This window comes from Actinokineospora bangkokensis, from assembly GCF_001940455.1.
Taxonomy (GTDB): Bacteria; Actinomycetota; Actinomycetes; order Mycobacteriales; family Pseudonocardiaceae; genus Actinokineospora; species Actinokineospora bangkokensis.
In genome coordinates, this window is record NZ_MKQR01000007.1 from 381,314 (window position 1) to 405,732 (window position 24,419).

24 protein-coding genes are annotated in these 24,419 nt (G+C 73.2%); 14 read left to right on the forward strand and 10 right to left on the reverse strand.

From position 1 onward, the window contains the following. Positions 1-127: 127 nt before the first annotated feature. Positions 128-1,270 carry a PucR family transcriptional regulator gene (locus BJP25_RS06095; protein WP_075973768.1) on the forward strand — a complete coding sequence of 381 codons (1,143 nt, stop codon included), beginning with the start codon at positions 128-130 and terminating at the stop codon, positions 1,268-1,270. 143 nt (positions 1,271-1,413) lie between these two features. Beyond that, entirely contained in the window at positions 1,414-3,453 is a 2,040-nt protein-coding gene (locus BJP25_RS06100; protein WP_143218892.1) for a hypothetical protein, read from the forward strand. On the opposite strand, the gene BJP25_RS06105 is transcribed toward BJP25_RS06100, so the two are convergent. After that, on the reverse strand, positions 3,454-4,005 hold the full coding sequence (locus BJP25_RS06105) for a TetR/AcrR family transcriptional regulator (RefSeq protein WP_075973770.1): 552 nt from the start codon (positions 4,003-4,005) through the stop codon (positions 3,454-3,456). An 85-nt stretch (positions 4,006-4,090) separates the two neighbouring features. Here BJP25_RS06105 and BJP25_RS06110 point away from each other — a divergent pair, with 85 nt between their 5' ends. The 6 genes from BJP25_RS06110 (at position 4,091) to BJP25_RS06130 (ending at position 7,977) form a co-directional block, all read left to right on the forward strand. Then, positions 4,091-4,795: an SDR family NAD(P)-dependent oxidoreductase gene (locus tag BJP25_RS06110; protein ID WP_075973771.1), complete on the forward strand. Its 705-nt coding sequence runs from the start codon at positions 4,091-4,093 to the stop codon at positions 4,793-4,795. After that, positions 4,792-5,790: an amidohydrolase family protein gene (locus BJP25_RS06115; protein WP_075973772.1), complete on the forward strand. Its 999-nt coding sequence runs from the start codon at positions 4,792-4,794 to the stop codon at positions 5,788-5,790. Before BJP25_RS06110 ends, BJP25_RS06115 begins: the two co-directional genes overlap by 4 nt. A 40-nt stretch (positions 5,791-5,830) precedes the next feature. Next, positions 5,831-6,403 (forward strand): carboxymuconolactone decarboxylase family protein, encoded by a 573-nt coding sequence (locus BJP25_RS06120; protein WP_158075602.1) that lies wholly within the window; start codon positions 5,831-5,833, stop codon positions 6,401-6,403. Between the two features lie 60 nt (positions 6,404-6,463). Beyond that, positions 6,464-7,153: a GntR family transcriptional regulator gene (locus BJP25_RS06125; protein WP_075973774.1), complete on the forward strand. Its 690-nt coding sequence runs from the start codon at positions 6,464-6,466 to the stop codon at positions 7,151-7,153. Positions 7,154-7,318: 165 nt separating this feature from the next. After that, on the forward strand, positions 7,319-7,573 hold the full coding sequence (locus BJP25_RS34520) for a hypothetical protein (protein ID WP_198943358.1): 255 nt from the start codon (positions 7,319-7,321) through the stop codon (positions 7,571-7,573). A 17-nt stretch (positions 7,574-7,590) separates the two neighbouring features. After that, on the forward strand, positions 7,591-7,977 hold the full coding sequence (locus BJP25_RS06130; protein WP_198943359.1) for a DUF2256 and DUF3253 domain-containing protein: 387 nt from the start codon (positions 7,591-7,593) through the stop codon (positions 7,975-7,977). Between the two features lie 34 nt (positions 7,978-8,011). Here the strand turns inward: BJP25_RS06130 and BJP25_RS06135 are convergent, their stop codons facing one another. Together BJP25_RS06135 and BJP25_RS06140 are read right to left on the reverse strand one after the other, a co-directional pair. Then, a complete protein-coding gene (locus BJP25_RS06135; protein WP_075973775.1) occupies positions 8,012-8,989 on the reverse strand; it encodes a zinc-binding dehydrogenase in 978 nt (325 codons plus the stop codon). 90 nt (positions 8,990-9,079) lie between these two features. Next, positions 9,080-9,871, reverse strand: coding sequence for a hypothetical protein (locus BJP25_RS06140; protein WP_143218893.1), 792 nt, complete (start codon positions 9,869-9,871; stop codon positions 9,080-9,082). A gap of 22 nt (positions 9,872-9,893) precedes the next feature. On the opposite strand from BJP25_RS06140, the gene BJP25_RS06145 reads away from it, so the two are divergent. Beyond that, entirely contained in the window at positions 9,894-10,391 is a 498-nt protein-coding gene (locus BJP25_RS06145; RefSeq protein ID WP_075973777.1) for a MarR family transcriptional regulator, read from the forward strand. Positions 10,392-10,403: 12 nt separating this feature from the next. Here the strand turns inward: BJP25_RS06145 and BJP25_RS06150 are convergent, their stop codons facing one another. Both BJP25_RS06150 and BJP25_RS06155 read right to left on the reverse strand, forming a co-directional pair. Further along, on the reverse strand, positions 10,404-11,126 hold the full coding sequence (locus BJP25_RS06150; protein WP_075973778.1) for a dienelactone hydrolase family protein: 723 nt from the start codon (positions 11,124-11,126) through the stop codon (positions 10,404-10,406). A 67-nt stretch (positions 11,127-11,193) separates the two neighbouring features. Next, the gene (locus BJP25_RS06155; protein WP_075973779.1) at positions 11,194-12,033 is read right to left on the reverse strand and encodes an enoyl-CoA hydratase/isomerase family protein; all 840 of its coding nucleotides are present in this window, start codon (positions 12,031-12,033) and stop codon (positions 11,194-11,196) included. A gap of 94 nt (positions 12,034-12,127) precedes the next feature. On the opposite strand from BJP25_RS06155, the gene BJP25_RS06160 reads away from it, so the two are divergent. The 5 genes from BJP25_RS06160 (at position 12,128) to BJP25_RS06180 (ending at position 18,205) form a co-directional block, all read left to right on the forward strand. Next, positions 12,128-12,490: a winged helix-turn-helix transcriptional regulator gene (locus tag BJP25_RS06160; RefSeq protein WP_075973780.1), complete on the forward strand. Its 363-nt coding sequence runs from the start codon at positions 12,128-12,130 to the stop codon at positions 12,488-12,490. 392 nt (positions 12,491-12,882) lie between these two features. Then, complete coding sequence (locus BJP25_RS06165) at positions 12,883-14,322, forward strand: hypothetical protein (protein ID WP_158075603.1); 1,440 nt, start codon at positions 12,883-12,885, stop codon at positions 14,320-14,322. A 660-nt stretch (positions 14,323-14,982) separates the two neighbouring features. Beyond that, a complete protein-coding gene (locus BJP25_RS06170; protein WP_233157927.1) occupies positions 14,983-15,873 on the forward strand; it encodes an SRPBCC family protein in 891 nt (296 codons plus the stop codon). After that, the gene (locus BJP25_RS06175) at positions 15,870-17,045 is read left to right on the forward strand and encodes a zinc-dependent alcohol dehydrogenase (protein ID WP_075973783.1); all 1,176 of its coding nucleotides are present in this window, start codon (positions 15,870-15,872) and stop codon (positions 17,043-17,045) included. Before BJP25_RS06170 ends, BJP25_RS06175 begins: the two co-directional genes overlap by 4 nt. 38 nt (positions 17,046-17,083) lie before the next feature. Then, on the forward strand, positions 17,084-18,205 hold the full coding sequence (locus tag BJP25_RS06180; protein WP_075974120.1) for a hypothetical protein: 1,122 nt from the start codon (positions 17,084-17,086) through the stop codon (positions 18,203-18,205). A gap of 61 nt (positions 18,206-18,266) precedes the next feature. On the opposite strand, the gene BJP25_RS06185 is transcribed toward BJP25_RS06180, so the two are convergent. Genes BJP25_RS06185 through BJP25_RS06205 form a run of 5 tightly spaced genes read right to left on the reverse strand, consistent with a single transcriptional unit; the run spans position 18,267 to position 23,975 of the window. Beyond that, positions 18,267-18,845 (reverse strand): class F sortase, encoded by a 579-nt coding sequence (locus BJP25_RS06185; protein WP_075973784.1) that lies wholly within the window; start codon positions 18,843-18,845, stop codon positions 18,267-18,269. Then, a complete protein-coding gene (locus BJP25_RS06190; RefSeq protein WP_075973785.1) occupies positions 18,842-19,876 on the reverse strand; it encodes a glycosyl hydrolase family 8 in 1,035 nt (344 codons plus the stop codon). The genes BJP25_RS06185 and BJP25_RS06190 overlap by 4 nt, the downstream gene beginning before the upstream one ends. After that, positions 19,873-20,739 carry a DUF4397 domain-containing protein gene (locus BJP25_RS06195; RefSeq protein WP_075973786.1) on the reverse strand — a complete coding sequence of 289 codons (867 nt, stop codon included), beginning with the start codon at positions 20,737-20,739 and terminating at the stop codon, positions 19,873-19,875. The genes BJP25_RS06190 and BJP25_RS06195 overlap by 4 nt, the downstream gene beginning before the upstream one ends. Before the next feature lie 30 nt (positions 20,740-20,769). Next, entirely contained in the window at positions 20,770-22,716 is a 1,947-nt protein-coding gene (locus BJP25_RS06200; protein ID WP_075973787.1) for a hypothetical protein, read from the reverse strand. Further along, on the reverse strand, positions 22,713-23,975 hold the full coding sequence (locus tag BJP25_RS06205) for a glycosyltransferase (RefSeq protein ID WP_075973788.1): 1,263 nt from the start codon (positions 23,973-23,975) through the stop codon (positions 22,713-22,715). Before BJP25_RS06205 ends, BJP25_RS06200 begins: the two co-directional genes overlap by 4 nt. Between the last annotated feature and the right edge of the window lie 444 nt (positions 23,976-24,419).

Here is a 24,419-nt window from a genome sequence, read left to right on the forward strand (position 1 = left end):
GATTGCGCCGGCTGTTACGCTCCGGCAACCACAAGGAAACCACCCGCTCAGCGTGGGGGGTAGGGCCTCACCCCCAAGGTCATCCGCGGTGGTTGTGGGCCGTTCACAACGACGTCGCGGAGGTGCCGTGGACCAGCGCTCGCGGGACGCGGCCACGCGGGTGCTGACCGCGCTGGCCGCGGACGACGCCCTCGTGTCCGCCGTCGTCGACGCCGCCCGCGCGCGCTCGCCCGAGGTCGCCCGGTTGCCGGCCGAGGAGAACCGCAGGCACATCGCCTCCCTCATCGCGGGGGCCGCCGCCCACGTCGAGCGCGGGGGCGCCCACGACGACGGCGACTTCTCCGCCGCCTGCGCCCTGGGCGCCGACCGGGCCGCGCAGGGGGTGCCGATCGCGGACGTGCTGCGCGGGGTGCGGGCGGGGCGCGGTGAGGTCGTGCGCACCTGCCGGGCGCTCGCCCGCGGGCTGGGCGTCGACGACGGCGTGGTGCTGGACGTAGTCGTCGACCTCGACGACTACGTCGGGCTGCTCCAGCAGCACATCGTCAGCGGGCACCGCGCCGCCGAGCTGGAGCTGTCGCGCACCAGCCGCGAGCTGACCACCCAGGTCCTGCGGCGGCTCCTGCTGCCCGGCGGCGGGCCGCCCGCGGACGCCGAGCTCCGGCAGGCGGGCCTGCGCCCCGGCCAGGACTACCACTGCGCCGTGTCGGCGGAGACCGACCCGGGCCGCGCGCGGCGGCTGGAGCAGCGGCTGGCCCCCTTCGGCGGCGTCTTCGGCTTCGTGGAGGGCACGCTGAGCGGGCTGCTGCACGCGGTGCCGGTGCTCCCCGAGGACGCGCCGCTGGTGGTTGTCTCCCCGGCCAAGCCGCTGCACGACCTGCGCGTGCACTACCCCGTGTGCACCCAGGCCGTGCGCGTCGCCGCGGCCCAGGGGCGCACCGGCGTGCACGCGCTGGCCTCGCTCGGCGCGGAGACCGCGCTCGCGGGCTACCCGGTCCTCGCCGCCGCGCTCGTTGACGACCTGCTCGGCGCGCTGGACCCGGGCAACGACTTCCACCGCGAACTCGCCGCCACCGCCCTGTCCTTCCTCGACCGCGGCTGCGGCCTGGCCGTGACGGCGAAGGCGCTGCACGTCCACGCCAACACCGTCCGGTACCGCCTCGACCGCTTCCGCGAGCTGACCGACGTCGACGTGACCGACACCAACCGCAGGTTCGTCCCCACCCTCCAGGCGTGGTGGGCGTTGCGCACGTGGCTCGACAGCTGTCGATGACCGGCGGTCCGGGGCGGGCTCGGAGCGGGTGTGGAGTCCACCCGCGACGGTGACACCCGTTGGTGTTGCTCGGATTGCTGCGCACGGGTGCGTCGCTACTTTGACGGCACTTGTCGGAAGTCGATCTCGTGGGAGTGGGCGTCATGGCGCGCGGAGTCGGGGTGCGGGTGGGGTTGGTGGTGCCCGTGGTGGTCGCCGTGGTGGGGGCCGTGGGGGTGGTGACGATCGCCAACGCGGCCCGGGAGGACGCCGCGGGGAGCGCGGCGATCGCGATCAGCGAGGAGACCGGGCTCTCGGAACTGGTGGTGTACAAGGGGGCGAAGCCCAGCGAGTACGCCACGTTGATGGCCAGGCCCGACCGGGTGCGCGGGGACATCCACGACGGGGACTTTTACGGGCTGATGGGCGTGTCCTCCCCGGCGCGGGCGGCGGGGGCCAGCATCTCCGCGGTCAGCTACGACAACGGGGTCTCCGACGACGAGGGCGCGCAGCCCGACAGCGAGGACGACTGCCCGGACCGCCCCGCCGCGCACTGCCTCCCCGAGGAGACCGAACTCCCCGAGGTCGACGGGCCGGACGAGGCAGGCGGGCCCGACGAGGACGAGGCGCCGGAGGACGAGGCGCAGGAGGACGGCGGTGCCGACGAGCGGTCGAGTTGCCCGGGCGGGTGCAGGCGCTACGTCACCGTCGCCGAGGCGGGCGGGATCGTCAAGTACACCGTCCCCGGGCCGCTGGACCTGATCACCGTCGAGCACCCCGCCGACACCGACCCGTCCGAGGTGGCGAAGGCGGTGAAGGCGGAGTACGGCATCGATCAGGGCAAGAACCTCGTCGCGGAGCTGCACCGCGACGGCAGGCACAAGGCGCTGCGGCTGCGGGCCACGACGGCGAACGGCTCGGTGCGCGAAGACCTCGTCGTCCCGTGGCAGTTCACCGAGGACAGCAGCAAGCCGGTCAAGGTCGAGAGCGCGCGCGCGTTCGACGGCATCGCCAACTACGAGTCCGGCAGGCCAGGGCCTGAACCGTCGTGGACGCAGGCCGCCGAGCTCAAGCGCGCCGCCGAGTGCGAGCGCGCCGACGGGGACCGGCTCGTCTCGGCGTTCTGCTCGCTGAGCCAGGACCAGCTCGACCAGGCGGTCGCGGACGCGCAGGCCACCGCGCACCAGGTCATCGACGACCCGCGCAGCTTCGAGCTGCCGGAGTTGGCGAAGGGCCAGGTGCTCTCCGAGCAGGAGTTGGCGGCGCTGGCGAACGGGGTGGCGCAGGACGTGGCGGCGGCGAACTCCGGTGGCGAGCGGGCCATCGTGCCTGCGTACGTGACCAGGGCGCTCAGCAAGGCCATCCCCGCGATCGCCGAGCACGGGCACGACGCCTTCCTCAAGGTCTCCGCCGTCGAGGGCGTGCTCACCGAGGGCAACGGGGCGCTGGCGAAGGTGACCTCGGTGGTCGGGCCGGTGCCCGTCCTGGGCAGCCTGGCGGGCATCGTCAACGAGGCCGTGGGCATCAGCGCCGACGACCCGCCCGCCGCGATCGCGCAGAAGGCGCTGGAGATCGCCAAGAACGTCGCGGGCGTCGCCCTGACCGTCATGGCCATCGCGTTCCCGCCGTTCGCCCCGGTCGCCGCCCTGGCCACCGCGGCCTGGGAGGTGGGCGCGGCCCTGGGCAAGTACCTGCTCGGTTTCCTGCTGCCCGACCCGCCGGACCCGCGCGAGGCGCCCTACCAGCAGAACCAGGCCCAGCTCACCGCCGCGGGCGTGCAGGCGCAGTGGGAGTACGAGCGCTACGGCACCGTGCAGGCCAACCGGAAGGGCGCGAACGTGACCCAATCGCTCGTCCTGCAACCCACCGCGGGCAACAAGGCGGCGGGGATCGCGCTCGGCGGCTTCGACGACGTGGGCTACCGCCAGTTCTACCTGCGCACCGAGGCCGTCCGCGTCTACCGCGACGGGGTCCGCGACGTCGACCTCACGTGCGAGTTCGACGAGAGCGGGTACGGCAGCGACACCTGCACCAGCCCCATCCCGCTCCTCGCCACCCGGGACCACCCCCTGCGCGTGGAGTTCTCCTACACCAGCCAAGGCCCGTGCGGCAGCGGGACGGTGTGCCGCAACCGCGACGCGTCCATGGACCTCGTGCGCCCCGGCGAGCCTGCCCTGCCCCTGTACTACACGGTCTACGGCTGATCAGTCCGGGGTGGACGGTGCCGCGAGCGGTGCCAGCCACGCGTCGAACACCGCCGCCGTCCTGGCCGGGTCGGCGGTGGTGAGCGGCGCGAGGTCGAGGAAGTGCCGCGCGATGGTGAGCCCGAGGATGCTGGAGACGATGACGGCGGCGCGCAGTTCGCCGTCGTCATCGGGCATCGCGCCTGCCAGCACCGATGCCCGTTCCTGGAGGTAGTCCCGCATCACCGAGGTGGCCTCCGGTGAGGTGAGCATCGACCGCATCAGCGCCCGGGTGGCGGGGGGCAGGTCGCGCATGCGCGCGTCCAGCACCTCGCCCAGGTGGCCCGCGACGTCGTCGGCCCGCAGTTCCGCGACCGGGCGGACGGCGAGGGCGAACAGCTCCTGCTTCGAGCCGTAGTGCTGGAGCACCAGCGACGGGTCGACGCCCGCGCGCCGGGCGATGGAGCGCACCGTCGCGCTCTCGCCCCGCTCACCGAACTCGGCCCGGGCCGCTTCGAGGATCTTGGCCGCGGTCGCCGCGCGCCGCTCGGCCCTGGTTCGTCCCTGTTCCACGAATCACACTCTACAAGCGTTGAGCGAATCGTGCTACGTTGGCTCAACAAGTGATGAGCGAAAGTGGAGCCAGGAGGAAGCGCCGATGAACACCACTGCTGTCCAGGACGTCTTGGTCGTGGGGGCCTCGCGGGGGCTAGGGGAGGCCTTGGTCGAGGAGTACGCGGGCCGCGGGGCGCACGTCGTGGCGACGGTGCGCGATGACCGTCCCTCGCCGCTGCTGGACTTCGCGGGCCGCAACCCGGGGTCGGTCGAGGTCGAGCACGTCGACATCACCGACCGGGAGCGGCTGGCGGGGCTGCGCGACCGCCTGTCCGCGCGGCGGTTCGACCTGCTCTGGGTCGTGGCGGGGGTGTCCCTGGCCGACCAGCAGGCGGTCGGCGTGGACATCGCGGACGACGACTTCGACCTGATGATGCGCACCAACGTCCTGGGCGTGATGCGCGCGGTCGAGACCTTGCAGGACCTGGTCGACCCCGAGGGCACCATCGCCGTCATGTCCTCCGGGCAGGGCAGCGTCGCGGACAACACCAAGGGCGGCTTCGAGGTCTACCGGGCGACCAAGTCCGCGCTCAACCAGATGTTCCGCAGCTACGCGGTGCGCCACCGCGACGACCGGCGCGCGCTGCTGCTCATGGCCCCGGGCTGGGTCAAGACCGAACTCGGCGGGCCGAACGCGGTCCTGGGCATCGAGGACAGCATCCCGCCACTGGTGGACGCGGTCGACGCCGAGCGCGGCACCCCCGGGCTGCGCTACCTCGACCGGTTCGGCAAGGCGGTGAACTGGTGACCCTTATCGGCATCGAGGAGCACTGGGCGCTCGACCGCGTCGACCGCGCCCTGCGCGCGCTCCCGCCGGGGCGCGTCGACGACAGCCTCGTCCTCAACGAGCACGGCGACGCGGGCCCCCGGCTGCACGACCTCGGCGCCCTGCGGACCGGCGTGATGGACCAGCAGGGGGTCGACGTCCACATCCTCTCCCTCGCCCCGCCCGGCGCCCAGGTCGCCTCGCCCGCCGAGGCGGTGGCGCTGAGCCGCGAGGCCAACGACGTGGCCGCCGACGCGGTCCGGGCGAACCCGCACCGCTTCCGCGCCATGGCGACGCTGCCGCTGGCCGATCCGACGGCCGCGGCGGGCGAGCTCGAACGCGCCGCGGCGCTCGGGCTCACCGGCGTGATGGTCTACGGCCGGGTCGGTGACGTGCCGCTCGACGACCCGCGCTTCGACGACGTGTGGGCGGTCGCGGAGCGCTTGCGCCAGCCGGTGTTCCTCCACCCGCAGATCCCGCCGGACGCCGTGCGCCGGGCCGCTTACGACGGCCTCGGTGACCCGGTGGACCTGGCCCTGGCCACGTTCGGCTGGGGCTGGCACCTCGAAGCCGGGACCGCGGCCCTGCGCCTGATGGCCGCGGGCACCCTCGACCGGTACCCGCACCTGCGCCTCGTCCTCGGCCACTGGGGCGAGCTGCTGCTGTTCTGGCACCGGCGGGCGGACAGCGTGGCGAGGGTGGCGGGCCTGGACCGGAGCATCACCGAGTACCTGCGGCAGAACGTGTGGATCACCGCGTCCGGCATGCTCGACCCCGCGCTGCTCGACCACGCCCTGAGCGTGACCACGCCCGACCGGCTCCTGTTCTCCACCGACTACCCCTTCCAGGCGCCGACGCGGCAGGACATCGACCGGTTCCTGCGCGCCTTCCCGGACGACGCCTCCCGGGATGCCTTCACCTCGACCAACGCCCGCCGCCTCTACCTCGAGGACGCCCGGGTGGGGGCGTCGGAATAGTTGTATACTTGCTGTATACAGCTCACGAGAGAGGTGGACCATGGGACGTCCGACGCCCTACGCGACGCAGGTGACCGTGCCGATGCCCGACGAGGACTCCACCCGGGCCGTGATCGGTGACTCCTACGACCCCGCGACGGCGCTCAACGTCGTGCGGATGTTCGCCGGGACCGAGGAGTTCTACCCGGCGCTGATCGGCATGGTGCAGGCGGTGTTCGGCACGCCGGACATCTCCGCCCCGCACCGCGAGGTGATCATCCTGCGGGCGGCGGCGGTGCTCAACGTGCCCTACGAGTGGCAGGCCAACGAGCAGATGGCGCACAACGCGGGACTGACGAGCGCGCAGGTCGACGCGCTGGCCGCGGACGGGCCGGTGACCGGCCTCGACCCCGAGCCCGCGCTGCTGGCCACCGCCACGGACGAGATGCTGACGACCGGCACCCTCACCGACCCGACGCTCCAGTCCCTGCTCGACGCCTTCGGCGCGGTGGTCACGCGCAAGTACATCGCCACGATCGCGTGGTTCAGCATGCTCAGCCTGTTCCTCAACGCCACGCGCGTGCCGCTGGAGACCACCGACAAGATCGGTGACCGGGTCAGCCCCTTGGGGTAGGCCGTGTCCGCGCGAGGGGCGGGTCGGGGCCGCCGCGCCCCACCGCCTAACGTCCGGGGCATGGCGACACGCGGGATCGACGTCTACTCGGCGCTGCTGGCCGACATCACCTCGTGGCAGCTGCCGCCGGGCGACCCGCTGCGCGAAGAGGAACTAGCCGCTCGCCTGGGCGTCTCGCGCACCCCGGTGCGCGAGGCCCTGGCGCGGCTGCGCGCCGACGGCCTCGTCGAGCAGCGCTCCGGCCAGATCGCCACCGTGTCGGCCGTGGGCGTGGACGCCACCATCGCCGTGTACCAGGCGCGCGACGCCCTGGAGACCTACGCCGTCCAGCTCGCCGCGCTGTCGCCGCAGCGCACGCTGTTCGCCCCGCTGGCGGACGACTACGCCCGCTTCGCCGACGACGCGCAGGACCCGGACCGCTCGGTCGACCGCCTGTACGGGATCTCGGACGCGTTCGACCAGGCCCTGCTGCGCGCCGTGCCGAACCCCCACCTGCTCGGCCCGCTGCAAGCCACTCGCGCACTCCTGCTGCGCCTGCGGCGACTGTCCTCTGCGGACCCGTCCCGGATGACGACCGCCGCGCGCCACCGCGCCGAGGAGTGCCGCGCCATCGCGGCGGGCGACGCGGGCGAGGCGGGCCGGATCAGCCACGACCGCATCCAGTCCTCCCTCCAGCACATGGTCACCACCCTGCTCGCGGGCCGCGCGGCCGACCTCGTGCCCCCGGCGCTGCACCTCACCGAGCCCTGACCAGGCCTGGGCGGCTCCACCGCGAACCACCGCACACCAGATGAGATGGAGCACATTCCGGTCGAGGCCGTGACGTTCGCGCCGCTGCTGTGTCCCACCAGTGTTGGAACGCCTCACCCCGACCGTGCGGATCGGGACCGCGCAGATCCTGGCAAGGAGGACACCATGACCCCGGCGAACCTGGGCCTGCTCACCCACGTCGTGCTCGGTTTCACCGTTGTCTTCGGCGGGCTGGGTGCCGTCCTGATCGTGCTGTTCTTCAGCGCTGTCGCCACCGGCGGCACCGGGGCGGGAGCGTTCCGCAGGCGCGAGCGCCTGCGTTCCCGCAGGCTGGGCCTGCGCGCTTCGCGGCTCGGGCCGCCGCCCACCGGCGGGCTCGGCGGGACCCGGGTCCGGCGCGACGACCGTCGACCGACCTGATCCGCGGAGAGATCCCCGTGCCTTCCCGTTCCCCAGCACCGCAGCCCAAGACGTGCCAGTCGTGCGGGCGGTCGATCGAGTGGCGCAAGAAGTGGGAGCGCGACTGGGACAGCGTCCGCTACTGCTCCACCGCGTGCCGCAAGCGCGGCGTGACCCAGGTCGACCGGCAACTCGAAGACGCGATCCTGGACCTGCTGGCGCGGAGTCCCGCCTCCGCCGCGGTCAGCCCGTCCGACGCGGCGCGCGTGGTCGCAGGCGACGACGGGTGGCAGGACCTGGTGGAGCCTGCGCGCCGGGCCGCTCGCCGGTTGGTCGAGCGGGACCAAGTGGAGATCGTCCAGCACGGCAGGGTGGTCGACCCGTCGACGGCGCGCGGGCCGATCCACATCCGGCGCGCCCGCTGACCCGGACGGCGGGTCGGCGGGCGCTCGGGACGCGTCAGGGGCGCAGGAGGACCTTGCCGCGGCGGCCGGGTGCGGTGTTCGCCCGGGCGGCGTCGCTGATCTCCGCCAGCGGGTAGACGTGCTCGACGGGCAGGGTGAGCGCGCCGGAGGCGATGCCCTCGACCAGCTCGCCCAGCAGGGCGGCCCGCTTGTCGGCGGCCATGGCCGGGAAGACCTTGCTGCCCCAGAAGCCGGTGATGGTGAGCTGCTTGAAGATCACCTCTCCCGAGGGGATCTGGAGCGTGGGGGAGTGCATGGCGCCGAACACCACCAGCGCGCCGTCCTCGGCCAGCAGCGAGACGAGGTCGCCCGCCGCGGCGCCGCCGACCGAGTCGACCGCCGCCTTGAGCGGGGCGTCGCCGACGACCTCGCGGACCCGGTCGCGCCAGCCGTCGTCGTCGGTGGCGACGACGTCGTCGATGCCCTGCTCGCGCAGCTCGGCCACCCCCTCCGCGCGGCGCACGAGGCCCAGGACGCGGATGCCGCGGGCCGCGGCGAGCTGGGCGACGAGCCTGCCGACGGCGCCGTTGGCGGCGTTCTGGACGAACCAGTCGCCCGCGGCCAGGCCGAGCGAGTCGAGCAGCGCGATGGCGGAGAAGGGCATCGACACCAGCTGGCTGGCGGCCTCGTCCCCGATGGCGTCGGGCACCGGGATCAGCGCGCGGGCGGGCGCCACCACCAGCTCGGCCCACGCGCCGAAGGTGCCGCCGGAGGCGACCCGCTGGCCGACCGCGAGACCGTCCACGCCCGCGCCGAGCGCCTCGACGACGCCGACCAGCTCGGTGCCGGAGCGCGCGGGCAGCTCGGGCTTGAAGCCGTAGTCGCCGCGCACGGTCCACAGGTCGTGGTTGTGGATGGGGGACAGCAGCACCCGCACCAGGGCCTGACCGGGACCGGGCTGGGGGTCGGGCACCTCCTGCACGGCGAGGACCTCGGCCGGGTCACCGAACTTCTGCTGGACCAGTGCGCGCATGACGTGCCTTTCGTGGTGCGGGTGCCGCCGGGAGCCCCGGTGGGCGTGCCCCCCAGCCTGCCCCACGCCGGGTCGAGGCGGCGGCGGGCGTCACGCGGTCCGGTGACGGCGCACGGCGACGGCCGCGTAGCCGACGATCGCCACCGCCAGGACCAGCGCGGTGAGCGCGGCGGAGGTGACCACGCCCCACTGCTCGACGACGATGGCGATCAAGCCCCACGCCACCGCCGCGGCGTACGCGACCGTGCCCGCGACCGGCCCGCGCGAGCTGGACCGGACCACCGCGACCGCGACCGCGGTGGCGACCAGCAGCAGCACGATCCCGGGCACGGCGCCCGCCTGGCCGCTGCCGGACAGCCCGGTCGAGACGAGCGTGTTGGCGAAGCCGACGAACGTGGCCGCGGTGAGCCAGCCCGCGACCAGCCCGTGGGCGGTGCCGACCAGGCCGCCGACCGGGCGGTCCCGCGGGTCGGCCGCCGCCTGGAGCCGGACGAGGGCCAGGACCGCCGTCACCGCGCCGACGACGATCACCACCTGCGCCAGGGTGAACAGCCGCTGGGGGAAGAGCAGCACCCAGACCGCGTTGCAGGCGTAGGCGACCGCGATCAACCAGCCGCTCGCGCGCAGGGCGGGTCTGCCCATGACCGAGGGTCGCAGGGACACCGCGGCGGCCACCAGCGACACCAGGAAGATCAACCCCCAGATGGCGAAGGCGTAGCCCGCGGGCAGGATCGCCGAGACGTCCTCCCGGGCGACACCGCCCACCGACTGCCCGAAGAACGACGAGGTCACGACCTGGGCGATGGCGGCCAGCAGCACCACGACCTGCCTCGTGCGGTCGGCGGCGGTGGCGCGAATTGATTCATTCACTGAGATATTCATGGGATGAGGCTAAGCTGGCCCGGTGACCGCCCGCAACTCGACGACCCGCCGCATCGGCCTGCTCCTGCGGACCTACGGGCTGCTCGGCCTGCGCCTGGGGGAGACGATCTCCGGCCGCCTCGGCATGGAGCACGTCGACATGCGCGCGCTGACCCTGATCGGCCAAGCCCAGCAGGACGGCGCCCCCACCACCGTCAGCGACCTGCGCCAGCGCCTCGGCCTGTCCTCCGGCGGCACCACCCTCGTCCTGGACCGGCTCGAACGGCTGGGCCACGTCCGCAGGGTCCGCGACCACCGCGACCGCCGCGTCGTGCGCCTGGAGGTCACCACCGAGGGCACCAGGACCGGCCACCGCTACTTCGGCGGGCTCGCCACCCGCCTGGCCGCCGTGGGCGAGGACTTCACCGAGGACGAACTGGCCACCGTGCACCGCTTCCTGGAAGCCGTGGTCGACATGACCAGCGCCCACCTGGACGACGTCCTCGCTGACGCGGGCGCGGGTCCCGGCGACGCCCGCTGACCGGCCGCGCGCTCACCCCGCCACGGGGACGCACTCGGTGAGCAGGTCGACGACGTCGCGCCAGGCCCGCTGCGCGTGCCGCGGGTGGTGGCCGACGCCGGGCAGGGTGGCGTGGTCGACCGCCGGGTGGTGGAAGGCGTGCAGCGCGCCGCCGTAGACCACCAGGCGCCAGTCGACGCCCGCGGCCTGCATCTCGGCGGTGAACGCCTCCCGCTGCGCGGGCGGCATGATCGGGTCGTCGGACCCGACACCGGCCCACACCGGGCAGCGGATGCGGGCGGCCTCGCCCGGCCTGCCCGTGGTCACGGCGTTGACCGTCCCGATCGCGCGCAGGTCGACGCCGTCGCGGCCGAGTTCGAGCCCGATGGCGCCCCCGGTGCCGTAGCCGATGGCGGCGATCCGGTCGGGGTCGCTGCGCGGTTCGGCGCGCAGCACCGCGAGGGCGGCGTGGCCGATGTCCCGCATCCGGTCGGGGTCGGCCAGCAGCGGCAGGCAGCGGGCCAGCATCTCGTCGGGGTCGGCCAGGTAGCGCCCGCCGTGCAGGTCGAAGGCCAGCGCCACGTACCCCAACCCCGCGAGCGCGTCGGCCCGGCGGCGCTCGACGTCGCTGAGCCCGGTGCCCTCCGGTCCGACCAGCACCGCGGGTCGGCGGTCGACGCCTGCCGGGAGCGCGAGGTGCCCCACCATCGTCAGGCCGTCGGCCGTGTATCGGACCTCGCGCGTGGTGATCCCCATGGGCTCGACGCTAGCCGTGGTCGAGCCCGGTCGGACCGGGGTTCACAGCGAGCAGAACAGCGGGGGGTCAGGTGAGGTTGTCGATCAGGGTTTCGAGGTGGCGCTCGCCCTCGCGGGTCTGCGCGCCCGCGGCGAGGGCCGCTCGGCCGAGGCGGGCGGCGGCGGGGGTGCCGAAGAGGTCGTGGAGGAGGCGGTCGGCGGTGCGCAGCCCGTGGGCGGTCGAGGTGGCGGCGGCGTCGACGGCCTCGACCGCCGCGCGCGCGACACCCGGCGCGAGGGCGGCGATGCGGGCGGCGAGGGTGTCGACGACGTGGTCGAGCTCGGCGCCCGGGACGGCGCGGTTCACCCAGCCGATCCGCTCGGCGGTGACGGCGTCGACGAGCCCGGCGCCGAGGATGACCTCCAGCGCGCGGGCGCGGCCGAGCAGCCCGGGCAGGTAGGCGGTCGCGCCCGCGCCGGGGATGATGCCCATCCTGGCCTCCGGGTGGGCCAAGCCCGCGCGCTCGCGGGCGGCGAAGCGCATGTCCATCGCGGAGAGCAGTTCCGCGCCGCCCCCGCGGGCCACCCCGCGCAGCTTGGCGATGGTGATCTGCGGCAGCGCCCGCACGCGCTCGTGCAGGCGCATCATCGGGTTCAGCGCCGGGTCCTGCTCCGGGGCCGTGTCCAGCGCGGCGAACGCCACGGGGTCCTGCGCGATGCGCATGTCGCCGTGCGCGACGAAGAAGTCCGGGTCGGCGCTGTCGAAGACCACCACCCGCACCTCGGGGTCCCGCGCCACCGCGCCCGCGAACCGGTCCAGGTCGGTCATGAGGGCGGCGTCGAGCAGGTTGACGGGCGGGTTGTCGATCACGACGTGCGCCACGCCGCCCGCGGCGGAGACCCGCAGGGTCGAGTAGGTGTCGGTCATGGTGGCCTCCAGCCGGTCGGGAACCAGGTATCCGAGGTATATCTGATACCTTCCAGGTACTTCAACGAGACCAGGTATCGCCGAGGAGACCGCCATGGCCGGGATGGACCTCGACGACGAGGGGCGCCGCCTGCTCGACCAGCTCTTCGACAAGTGGTCGCTGCTGGTGCTCAACGCCCTCTGCGACCGCCCCCAGCGCTTCAACGAACTCCGCCAGCACCTGCCCGCCGTCACCCCCAAGTCCCTCACCGCGTGCCTGCGCAGGCTCGAACGCAACGGCGTGGTCGACCGCGTGGTCCTCTCCACCGAACCGGTGGCGGTCGAATACCGCATCTCCCCCTTGGGCCGCACCCTCCAAGCCCCCTTGCAAACCCTCCTGGCGTGGGTCGTCGACAACCTCGCCACCGTCGACACCGCCCGCTCCGACTACGACGAGCGCCACCCCCACGACCACTGACGTTGGTCGGTGGCTCCGCTGTGACCAGATGTTCCCGGTACCTCGACCGGCGCGCTTGTGGGATGGGAGCTTGCCGAAGCGCGTTGAGATGCCGAACGGATCTGTAGACGCACGTTGTAGAGGTAGCTGCCCGTCCATCGAGGATGGCACTTGAGTGAGCTTGGGTGCGTCCACCCAAGTTGCGGATTACTCTGCGGGCGATGCTCCAGCGCAAGGGCCTCTGGTTGAGACGTGAGCACGAGCCCGGTCGGCAGACGGCTTGGGGATAGTACCGAGCTGGAAGATGGGAAGGTGCGCTAGCAGTGTCGAGAAATCCGCCGCGTGCAGCTGTGATTGAGGTGCCTTCCTGGCTATGGGGTGGCGACCCGGTTGCCTACTTCAAGACTGTCGAGATGCACGCCACGCGCGAAGCCGATACCGACGCATGGCGCATCCAGCCGGTGGAGCGGTACCGGAACGTCGCCCCCAACCTGGTGGAGGTTCAGCACATCGCTGGTGCCCGCAGGCGTCCGCCCAGATTCGACATCCTCGGGCATGCCCAACCACCACCCGGCGGAACCCAAGCGCACATCGAGTACCAGCGGGCCCGTGGACGCATTGCCGCCAAGGTGGCAGCCGTAGGATCGGCGGTCAACACGTTCAACCTCGTGAGACTTGATACGAGTTTCGCTTCCGAGGCAGATCTACCTGCCACCGTCGAGACTGCGCTGAAAAGGCTGAAAAGCCTCCCAGGTCAGAACGGTGACCCCTACTTCACTGACCCGGGTGTTCACGTGGTCAGCGGTCGCCGTGAGCTCCAGTTCCGCATGCGGATGCCGGGCACCCTCGCCCGCGTCCAGTACGACAGCCGGTTGGCGGCGGGAGATACCAGTGGGGTGCGCGCGGCCTTGGAGGCGGATGACCTGGCGTTCGCGTCTTCGGAACACCTGCTCGACGGTGCCACCTTGATGGACGCCTACCTCGGGCCACTGCTCGGTGCGCTCACGCCAGCGGTCTGGGCCCAGCACGCTGTCCGCCCCGCAGGGGTTATCGTCTACACCTTCGGGCGGTGCCTCCCTGGCGCGTCGGGCGAGGCGGTGGAGCCACTGCAAGCACTCCCCCTGCGCACAGCGGACAAGGCCGTCCTGGGAACTGCGATCAGTCCTGCTGCGTGCGCGGATGCGATCGAGTGGTGGGTGTCGAAGATCGACAAGATGCTCGGGGTTCTGACCGACCCGGCTGTGTTCACCGACGCTGCGGGCAACTACTCCTCGGCCAAGCACATCCAGGGGCTCAGCACTGTGGAACAGCTCTTCCGCAGAGTGTGTTCGCTGCAAGCCGCGCACCGCGATCTAGAAGCGCGGCGTGTTCTGTTGTTCTCCACTCTCGACACCGTGCAGAGACTTACGGCGCAAAACATCGAAGGCATCGCTTCATTGAAGTTCGCGACCACCACGTTGCACCGGCTCGAGCAGGCCATCCCCGAGGGCGCCAAACCGATCCTCCTACCGGCCGCCGCTCGTGCGGTTGAGGCACTGCGCCAAGTCCAGTACGGCTTCTACGTCGCGCGCCAAGCGGGTGCAACATCCATTGACGTCCTTGACCGCGGACGTGTCATCGAGAAGATGTCGCTAGAAGCAGCAGCTGCCGAGTATGTCAAGCTGCTGCGGAACGCGACCCACGGATTTGGAAGCAATAGAGCGAACGCGCAGAACCGGGTCAAGGCCCTCATGGCACACCACACTGGAGAGGTGCCCCCCGACCTGTCCCTTCTGGGTTATCTCTACCTGTTGGATCTGCTGATCGATCCGGACCGACTCCGGCGCGTCCTCTACCGCAACGGCGAGGAGTGAACGTCAAGTCGGATCACTCCATCGCTGGCGTGCTCCAGTTGGCTGTCGTACGCCTACGGCTCCAGCAGAGAGGTGTCGGAGGTATGCGGGGCGTCGGGCAAGAGCTTGGCGATGACCGGGTACTCGGCGGATCCGTTCCCACTGCGCCGCGTTATCGCCGCTGTCCTCGACGGATGAAGACCGGGACAGCAGTTGGCAGTTGCGTACTCCCAAACTGGCGGTGGCACCACGCGGCTGCGTGCGCGTTCGCGCGGCGTCGGCCGTGTTCGCTGGGGAGTCCGCGATCCTTGAGTCGTCAACAGGCACCGTCCCAGCCGTGCCGAGCACGCTATGCGGCAAGAGTTGAACGTCCACGGTTAAGCGCGGCAAACATTCTTGGCGCCTTGTCAGGGATCTCTACCACCGTCCGCAAGGGACATTGCAACACGGTGATTAACGGGATTTCCGGGGGGTAGCCGCACCTTCGTCTGGGGGGCCGCGGTGCGGATGTCACCGCGACGCTCGTCCGGGCTCGGACGGACAGGGCGCGATCGGATGCGGAGGCTGCTCATGGCGCACCACCCGGCACGACGTACGGCAGGGCGAGCGGGGCGGGAGGGGGTGCGGCGGCGGGGTCGGTTGCTGGGGTGGCTCAGCCTCGGGCTGGGTGCGGCGCAGCTGGTGGCACCGGACCGGGTGCGCCGGATCAGCGGTGTGGACGACTCCGCGCGGTCGCGGGTGGTCGTGCCGCTGGTCGGGGCTCGGGAGCTGGTGCACGCCGCCGGGCTCCTGACCAGCGGGCGCAAGGGCTTCTGGGCGTGGACCAGGGTCGCGGGCGACGCGATGGACCTGACCGCGCTGGGCGTGGCCCTCTCCCACCGCACCGGGGCCCGGCGGCGGCGGCTCGTGGGCATCACCGGCGCCATAGCCGGGATCACCCTCGTGGACGTGCTGACCGCGGTGCGGGCCGGTCGAGCGAAGGACACCGACCCCGCGCCCGGTGCGCGGGGCGCACGCGAAGGAGAACCCATGGACCTGACCGCGACGACGACCATCCGCAAACCCGCGACGGAGGTGTACGCGTTCTGGCGCGACCTGGAGAACCTCCCCACCTTCATGGCGCACCTGGAGGAGGTGCGCACCACCGGCGACCGGACGAGCCACTGGTCGGCCAGCGCACCGTTCGGCAAGAGCGTCGAGTGGGACGCGGAGATCACCGGCGAGACCGCCGACGAGCGGATCGAGTGGCGCTCGACCGGGGACGCCGCCGTGCCGAACCAGGGCGCCGTCCGGTTCGTCCCCGCCCCGGACGGGGTGAGCACCGAGGTGCACGTGGCGCTGGCCTACGAGATCCCGGGCGGCGCGGTGGGCAAGGCGGTCGCCAAGTACTTCGGCGAGGAACCGCACCAGCAGCTCGACGACGACCTGCGCAGGCTCAAGCAGGTGCTGGAGACCGGGGAGGTGGCCCGGTCCGACGGCGCCCCCTGGGGCAAGCGGGCGCGCCAGGAGTTCCCGCAGCGCCCCGCGCAGCCGTTGTCCGACGCCGAACTGGAGAAGGGAGCGGGCGCATGAGGGCGAACACCTGGGCGGGCCGCAACAAGGTCGAGGTCCGCGACGTGCCGGACCCGAAGATCCTCAACGGCCGCGACGCCATTGTCCGGATCACCTCCACCGCGATCTGCGGCTCGGACCTGCACCTGGTCGACGGGTACGTGCCGACGATGCAGGACGGCGACATCCTCGGCCACGAGTTCATGGGCGAGGTCGTCGAGGTCGGCCGGGACGTGGCCCCGGACCGGCTGCGCGTCGGGGACCGGGTCGTCGTGCCGTTCCCGATCAGCTGCGGCGCGTGCGGCGCCTGCGCCGCCGAGCTGTACTCCTGCTGCGAGAACTCCAACCCCAACGCCGGGATCGCGGAGAAGATGTTCGGCCACCCGGTCGCCGGGATCTTCGGCTACTCGCACCTGACCGGCGGGTACGCGGGCGGGCAGGCGCAGTACGCGCGGGTGCCGTTCGCCGACGTCGGCCCGGTCAAGGTCGGGTCCGACCTGACTGACGAGCAGGTGCTGTTCCTGTCCGACATCCTGCCCACCGGCTACATGGGCGCCGAGATGTGCGACATCCAGCCCGACGACGTGGTGGCCGTGTGGGGCGCGGGCCCGGTGGGCCAGTTCGCCATGGACAGCGCCCGGCTGCTCGGCGCCGCGCGGGTCATCGCCATCGACAAGGAGCCCTACCGGCTGCGGATGGCCGAGGCGGCGGGCCACACCCCGCTGAACTTCGACGAGGTCGACGTGCGGTCGGCGCTGCTGGAGCTGACCGGCGGGCGCGGCCCGGACAAGTGCATCGACGCGGTCGGCCTGGAGGCCACCCACGGCAGCGCGCACGTCGCCGCCTACGACCGGGTCAAGCAGGCCGTGCGGTCGGAGACCGAGCGCCCGCACGCGCTGCGCCAGGCGATCCTGTCCTGCCGCAGCGGCGGGGTGGTGTCGGTGATCGGCGTCTACGGCGGACTGCTGGACAAGTTCCCGGCGGGCGCGTGGATGAACCGGTCGCTGACCCTGCGCACGGGGCAGTGCCACGTGCAGCGCTACACCCAGCCGCTGCTGGAGCGCATCGAGCGCGGGGAGATCGATCCCACCCGGATCATCACCCACACCCTGCCGCTGGAGGAGGCCCCGCGCGGCTTCGAGCTCTTCAAGAACAAGCAGGAGGACTGCGAGAAGGTCGTCCTCAAGGCGTGACCGACCGACCGGCGACATCGACGAGCGAGGTGGGCACCGTGGACGAACGGCACCAGGTGGTGGTCGGCGTGCTGGCCGACGAGGGGTTGCCTGAGCAGGTGGTCACCTCGCTCGCCGATGAGCTGCCCGAGGTCCTCGCCGCGCAGGTGGGCGGGCAGGCGCGGTGGCGGGTGGAGCACGTCGTCGACCAGCTGCCGCTGGACGACGACGGCGAGATCCCGATGCGGGAGCTGTCGCGGCGGCACCGGCGCGACCGGGGTTGGGACCTGCTGGTCCTGGTCACCGACCTGCCCCGGCGGTCGGGGACCAGCCCCGTCGCCGCCGGTGTCGACGTCGACCACGGCGTTGCGGTGATCTCGCTGCCCGCGCTCGGCGCCGTCCTGGTGCGGCGGCGGGCGCGGGCGCTGCTCGTCCGCGTGGTGCGGCACCTGCTGTCGCGGCGCTCCGGCGCCGAGGGCGATCCCGGTGACCAGGGCGGGGTGACGCGGTTGAGCGAGGCGCTGGCCCCCACGAAACCGCTGTCCGACGACGACGGGTCTGCTCAGACGCACGTCGCCCTGGTCGGGCTGCGCGGGAGGCTGCGGCTGCTGGCCGGGATGGTGCGCGACAACCGCCCGGGTCGGCTCGTCCCCCACCTCGCGGGCGCCACCGCGGCCGCGGCGGGGACCGCCGCCTACGGCGTCATCACCAGTTCGTTCTGGAAGCTCGCCGACGCCCTCTCCCCGCTGCGGCTGGCGGTGATCTCGGTGGTGGCCATCCTGGTGATGACGGCGTGGCTGGTCGTGTACAACCGCCTCCGGGACCGCCCCCGCGACGCCGCCGAGCGGCGCAAGGCGGTGCTGTACAACATCTCCACGGCGACCACGCTGGCGATCGGGGTGGCGTGCATGTACGCGATCCTGTTCGTGCTCTCGCTGCTCGGCGCGGCTGTGCTGATCAACAGCGACTACTTCGCGCAGACGCTGGGCCACCCGGTCGGTGCGGGGTCCTACCTGAACCTGGTGTGGCTGTGCACCTCGGTCGGCATCGTCGCGGGCGCGCTCGGGTCGAGCCTGGAGGACGAGGAGACCATCCGCAACGCGACCTACGGCCGCCGCGAGCGGGAACGGCAGGAGCGCAACCGGCGCGAGCGGGGGCACCGGGAGTCCGCCGACCGCTGATGCCCGCCTTGGCGGCTTCGGTGCTGAACAGGTTCGTGCGCCTTGGATCCCGGTGCGGGCGTCACGATGCGTCAGCCGTGGCGTAGACGACGATGTTGTCCTCATAGGAGCGCTTGCCGCTGTCGAAGTCGCCGCCGCAGGTGATCAGGCGCAGGGACGGGCCGGGGGTGGGGCCGTAGACGGCCGCGGTCGGGAACTCCGCCTTGGGGTAGCGCTCGACGGCGTCGACGGTGAAGCTCGCGCTGGTGGCGTCGGAGCGGGTGACGGCGACCCGGTCACCGGGGACCAGGTCGCGCAACCGGAAGAACACCGCCGGGCCGGAGCGGGAGTCGACGTGGCCCGCGATCACCGCGGGCCCGGGGTCGCCGGGGGTGGGGCCGTCGGTGTACCACCCCGCCAGGGCGTAGTCGCTCGGTGCTTGCAGCGCCCCCGCGGCGTCGAGGGTGAGGGGCACGAGGGTCGAGTCGACACCGATCGACGGGATGGTGACCCGCTGCGCCGTGGTGGCGGCTCGCTCTGGCAGCGGCTGCGGCCCCGGGGCGGTGGTGCTGGTCGTCGGCGGCGGAGCGGTGACGGGCCGCTCCGCGGTGCCGCAGGCGGTCAGGGTGAGCAGGCAGGCGGCGGTGGCCAGGGTCCTCATGCGGGGTCCTCGCAGGCGCTGAGCAGGTCGGTGGTGAGCAGGACGCGGCCCAGGGCGGTCCACGCCGCCCCGTAGTAGGTGGGCGTGCCTGCCTGGAGGGCGTCGGCCCGGTCGAGCAGTTCGGCCCGCCTGCCGGGGTCCGCGGCCGCGGCGGCGACGAGCCCGAGCGGGTGCTGCCAGTCCACCCTGGGCGTGCCGTCGAGGGCGTGCACGCCCCGCGGGTCGCCCCGGGGGACGGCGCGGGCGGCCACGGCGCGGTCGTCCTGCGCGCAGGACTCCGCGAAGCGGGGCGCGGTGCGGGCGGCGTCGAGGCCGTACTGGGGTTCGGCGGTGCCCAGCGCGGTGGGCGAGGCGCGGCCTGAACCGTCCACGGTGGACCAGTCCGGTGGCAGCCCGCCGCCCGCCATGAGGTCGTCGAGCTGGCCGCGGCCCGCGGCGGCGACCTGCGCCCAGCGCGGGTCGCCGGTCGCGCGGGCGAGGGTGGTGGTGGCCGCGGGGGACAGGTAGCTGGGGTTCACCGTGGGCGGCGCGGCCCGCGCCCAGTTGCCCGCGACGAGGAAGCGGGACCCGCCCGCCTCGGCGGTGGCGTGGTCGAGGACGGCGGTCGCGAGCGCCCGGCCGTCCGCGGCCAGCGCCGGGTCCGCGAACCGCGTACCGGCGACGACCAGCGCCCGGGCGGCGTCGAGGTCGGCGTCGGTGGCGGAGTTGGGATCGCTGACCCGCCCGTCGACCCACCGCCAGGACAGCAGCCCGTCCGGGCGCCGCAGGTGCTCGGCGCTCCAGCGCCACACCGACCGGAACCGGTCGGCGTCGCCCGCCGCGACGGCGAGCAGCATCGCGTACGCCTGCCCCTCGCTGACGGTGTCACCGCCCTGGTCCCGGCGCACGACCCGGCCGTCGGGGTCGGCGTAGCGGTCGAGGAACGCGGCGGCGGCCGCCCTGGCGGTGCCCTGGGCCGGATCGCCCCCCGCTGAGCAGGCCGTCGCCGCGGCCAGCACGACCGCGGCGACGGCTGCGCGCAGCGGGATCACCGCGACCAGAGGTCCCGGCGGCGCAGCAGGACGGCGACACCCCCGATGACGACCACCACCAGACCCGCGGCGCCGAGACCGGCCGGGTGCGCGGCGGTGCCGCCCCCGCCGGTCTCCACCCCGCCCGCGGGCGGGGTGGGCACGCCGGACCCGTCGGCGACCGGGCGCACCTCGAAGCCGCCGCCCGGCTTGTCCAGCACGAGCAGCGACTGCACGGTGGCCGCGCGGGCGTCGACGGCCTGCTCCGAGGAGCTGCCCGAGGCGGGGGCGGTGGAACCGGGCGTGCTCGACCCGGCGACCTTCAGCGTCCAGCGCCCCTCGGGCACCTCGGCGTAGCCGGTGGCGGTGCCGTAGACGACGTCGCGGGCCAGCACCGGGCCGCCCTCGGCGACGACGTCGACCCGCTCCTGGCTCGGCGCACCCTGGATGAGCCGGACCTTGGCCTTGCCGTCGGCGGGGGCCGACAGGTCGTCGACGACCACGGCGTTGCGCAACTGGTCCCGGGTACCCACGGCCAGCACCGTCGCCGCCGACCCCGCGTCCACGCGCACGGTCCGCAGCAGCATGGCGGGGGACCGCGCGTCGGACCCCGCGGGGCGCATCGCCACGGTGTACTCGCCGGGCCGCAGCGTGGCGTAGGGGGAGATGTCGCCGTAGGCGGCCTTGCGGATGGTCTCGCGGGCGGTGCCGTCGAACGTGGACAGGTAGACGTCGACCGCGGGGGTGTCGGGGGACAGGTGCCCGACCCGGATCCACCCGGTCGGGGTGGCCGGGGCGGCGTGGGCCGCGGCGGGGAAGCCGAGCCCGACCAGGACCGCGGCGAGCGCGGCCGCGGAGGTGGTGGCTGCCAGGGAGCGGGGCATGCTGGTGGTTCCTTCCAGTGGGGACGCCGGTCAGGGGGCGGTCAGCTCACCGAGCAGCCCCGGTGGGGCGGTCGGCGGGTACGACACGGCGAGGCCGTCCGGGCCCTCGGTGGTCGAGGCGGGCCGGTACGGCGGCTGCTGGTCCCGGTAGAACCCGGCGAGGCGGGTCCCGGTGAACAGCGCCTGCCTGCGCGGCTGACCGGCGATGTCCTCCCCGGCGACGCCGGGGAAGTCGGTGACCGCCACCGGCCCCGAGGTCAGGGCGGTGGCGATGGTGCCGAGCAGGCGCGCGTCGACCTGCCCGTCGAGGAGCAGCCGCCGGGCTGGGTCGCCCAGCGCCAGCCCGGGGTTGGCCGCCAGCGCCCGGCCGAAGCGCAGGCGGGCGTCCCGGTCGGCGGCGGTCTGCCGCGCGAGCACCTCCGGGCCGCGCTTGTCCACGCGCAGGATGTCGACGCGGTCCCGGCCGGTGCCGAAGGTGGCGACCGCGGTGGCCGAGCGCATGGCCTGCTCGACGACCGGGAAGCCGTCGGGGAACGTGCGCAGCGAGTTGGTGGAGACCACCCAGTCGTAGTCCCGCCACCCGCCGGGGGCCAGCGCGACGACCGCGGGGTCGGTGTCCACCTTGTAGTACCAGACGACGTCCTCGCGGGCGCGGCCCGCGCGCACCAGGTCCACCCACAGGGCGTCGTCGACCACGACCCGGTCGTCGACCGGGACGTTGCCGCGCACCCACTCCTCGGCCTGGCGCACGGGCGCGTCCAGGTCGGCGACCAGCAGTCCCCGCCACTGGCCCGCCCACGCGGGCGCCGCGGTGGCGACCCCGAGCACGGCCGCGACGAGGACCGGCACCGCGACCCGCCGGGCGCGCGGGCGCCGGGCCCGGCGCACGGCGATGTCGAGAACCCCACCGACCAGCAGCGCGCCCAGCGGGATCATCGCGATCACGTACGGCACCGGCAGGTAGCCCGGCCGCAGCACCACCAGCAGCAGGAACAGGAACCCGGCGGCCACCGGCCGCAGCCGCGTCGACCACAGGGCGGCCACGGCGGCCACCAACGCCGCCACCGGGAAGGCCGTGTCCAGCGCGAGCCAGATCCCGGTGTTGCGGCGGCTGAGGCTCGCGGGGTCGAACAGGCTGCCGCTGGACTCGCGGCCGACCAGCTGGAACCGGACGCCGTCGAGCAGGCTGACCCGCCCGGCGCCGGGCACCAGCTCGCCCTTGAGCACCGACAGCAGCACGTAGGACAGCCCCGCCAGGACGAACACCGACGCGGCGACGGCCAGCACGTAGCGGCGGGTGCTGCGGTCGACGTTGCGCCACACCAGCCACACCAGCACCGGGAGCAGCAGCAGGTAGGTCTCCTTGCTCAGCACCGCCACCGCGAAGGCGACCGCCGCGCCCGCGGTGGCCAGCAGGCGCCGCTGCGGGGAGAGGGCGAGCACGAACGCGCCCAGCACCCACGGGGTCGCCACGTTGTCCAGGTACACCGTGCGCTGGAACTGCAACGCCAGCGGCGACAGCGCCATCACCGCGACGGCCGCCCCGGCGCCGAACCGCGACACCCCGAGCCTGCGGGCCAGCAGCCACAGCAGCGCCGCGCTGACCGCGGCGGCCAGCACCATGAACTCGCGGCCCGCCGCCACGGCGTTGGGGGCGCGGTCGAACGCGCCGGTGAGCGCGGTGTAGGCCGAGATCTGGAGCCAGCCCAGGGGCGGGTGGTCGTACCAGTAGGTGTAGTGCGACAGCTCCCCGAAGTGCGACGCGGCGTAGGCCTGCGCGACGTAGGTGCCCTCGTCGTCGATGCGCTGCGGGGCGGTGGTGAGCCCGATCCAGCGCATGAGACCGGTCAGCAGCACCAGCGGCGCCGCGACGAGCAGGGACGTGCGGCGCACGCGCAACCACTCCGCGACGCGGTGGGGACGCGGCGTGGACGCCTGCGGCCCGGTGGTGCCGGGCCGGTCGAGTGTCGTGGTCACCGGGTGCTCCCCGCGGGCTCGACCGCGGGTGCGCGGTGCAGGTTGGAGTGGGCCGTCTTCTCCCAGCTGCCGTCGCCGCGCGCCTCGCGCCAGATCGAGCGCAGCGCGGCGAACGCCAGCAGCACCTGGTACGGGAACGTGCCCAGGACCAGCCGCAGGTAGTCGCGCGGCCGGGCGCGCAGCCCGAACGAGCGGGCGAACTCGCCCAGCCCCGCCACCTCCACCACCAGGGTGATCACCGTGGGGGCCAGGGGCAGGAACGTCAGCAGGGTGACCGGCGTGGGCACCTTGGCGGTCAGCATCACCACGACCGCGATGGGGATCATGACCCCGGTGAACGCCTGCAGGAACGGCATCGCCAGGGTGTAGCGGGCCAGCGCCCGCTGCCCGCGGCCCGGCAGCCGCCGCCACTCGCCCTTGCGCAGCACCTGCAGGAAGCCCTGGTCCCAGCGGGTGCGCTGCTTCACCAGCGACCGCACGGTGTCCGGGGTCTCCTCCCGGGTGACGACCTCGGGGTCGTAGGCCACCGCGACCACCGCCCCCGCCGAGGACAGCCGCACACCGATCTCGCAGTCCTCGGCCAGGCACTCGGGGTCCCAGCCGCCGTGCTCGCGCAGCAGCGCGGTCCTGGTGAACACGGTGTTGCCGCCGAGCGGGATGAACCGGGCGTCGGCGTGGTAGTGCAGCCGCGAGCGGAACCAGAAGTAGTACTCCAGGCAGTTGCGCAGCGACCACCACGTCGAGTGGATGTTCATCAGCTGCACCCCGGCCTGCACGACGTCCGCCCCGGTCTCGTCGAACCGGCCCTCCACCAGCCGGAGCAGGTCCGGGTGCACGTCGTCCTCGGCGTCGAACACGCCGGTGACCTCGCCGCGGCACTCGGCCAGGGCCGTGTTGAGCGCCTTGGGCTTGTTCTTGGGCAGGCTGTGGTCGATGACCACGCGGATGACGCCGGGGTGGCGCTCGGCGGCGGCGCGCGCCACGGCCTCGGTCTCCGGGTCGTCGTGCCCGATGATCGCCAGCACCTCGAAGTCCGGGTGGTCGATCGCGGCCAGGGTGTCCAACGTGGTCCCCAGCACCGCCTGCTCGTGCCGCGCCGGGACCAGCAGCGAGAACGACAGCGGCCTGCTCGCCGCGCGCCGGGTGAAGCCGGTCGCGGCCAGCGCCTGCGGCGTGCGCCAGGCGTGCAGCATCCACCACAGCGTCGACCCGGCCACCCCGGTCAGCAGCACCGACACCAGGACCAGCAGTCCGATCACCGCCCACTGCCCGATTCCGGTACCCGGTTCCGCAGGCGGAACCGGTTCGACAGTGGAACGGCTCCGGAATTCTCCCGGGTCGCCGTCGAATTCATTCGCCGGGGCGGGTGGGAGCAATTGCCCGTCATCCGCCGGATCCTGTTCCGCTTGGTCGGCGGCGGCCACCGCGGCCGTCCGCACGCCCCCGGCCGCTGCCGAATTCCCTGCGCCAGCGAGCAAGAGGCCCAGCGTGATCAGGGCTAACAGGACTGTCGAGCGGATCGGGCGCGATCGCGCGCGCAACGCCATGGACGAACCTCGCCATCGCCTGATCGAGTGAAATCATTTCCTGTGGACTTCGACCGTACCGCGCCGGTCGGGTTGGTCGGAAAGCGTTTTTGTGAGGCGACACACGTTCCCGGTTAATTCTCGGGAAAGTGTGCACGGCGATGTTTTGGCGGCATC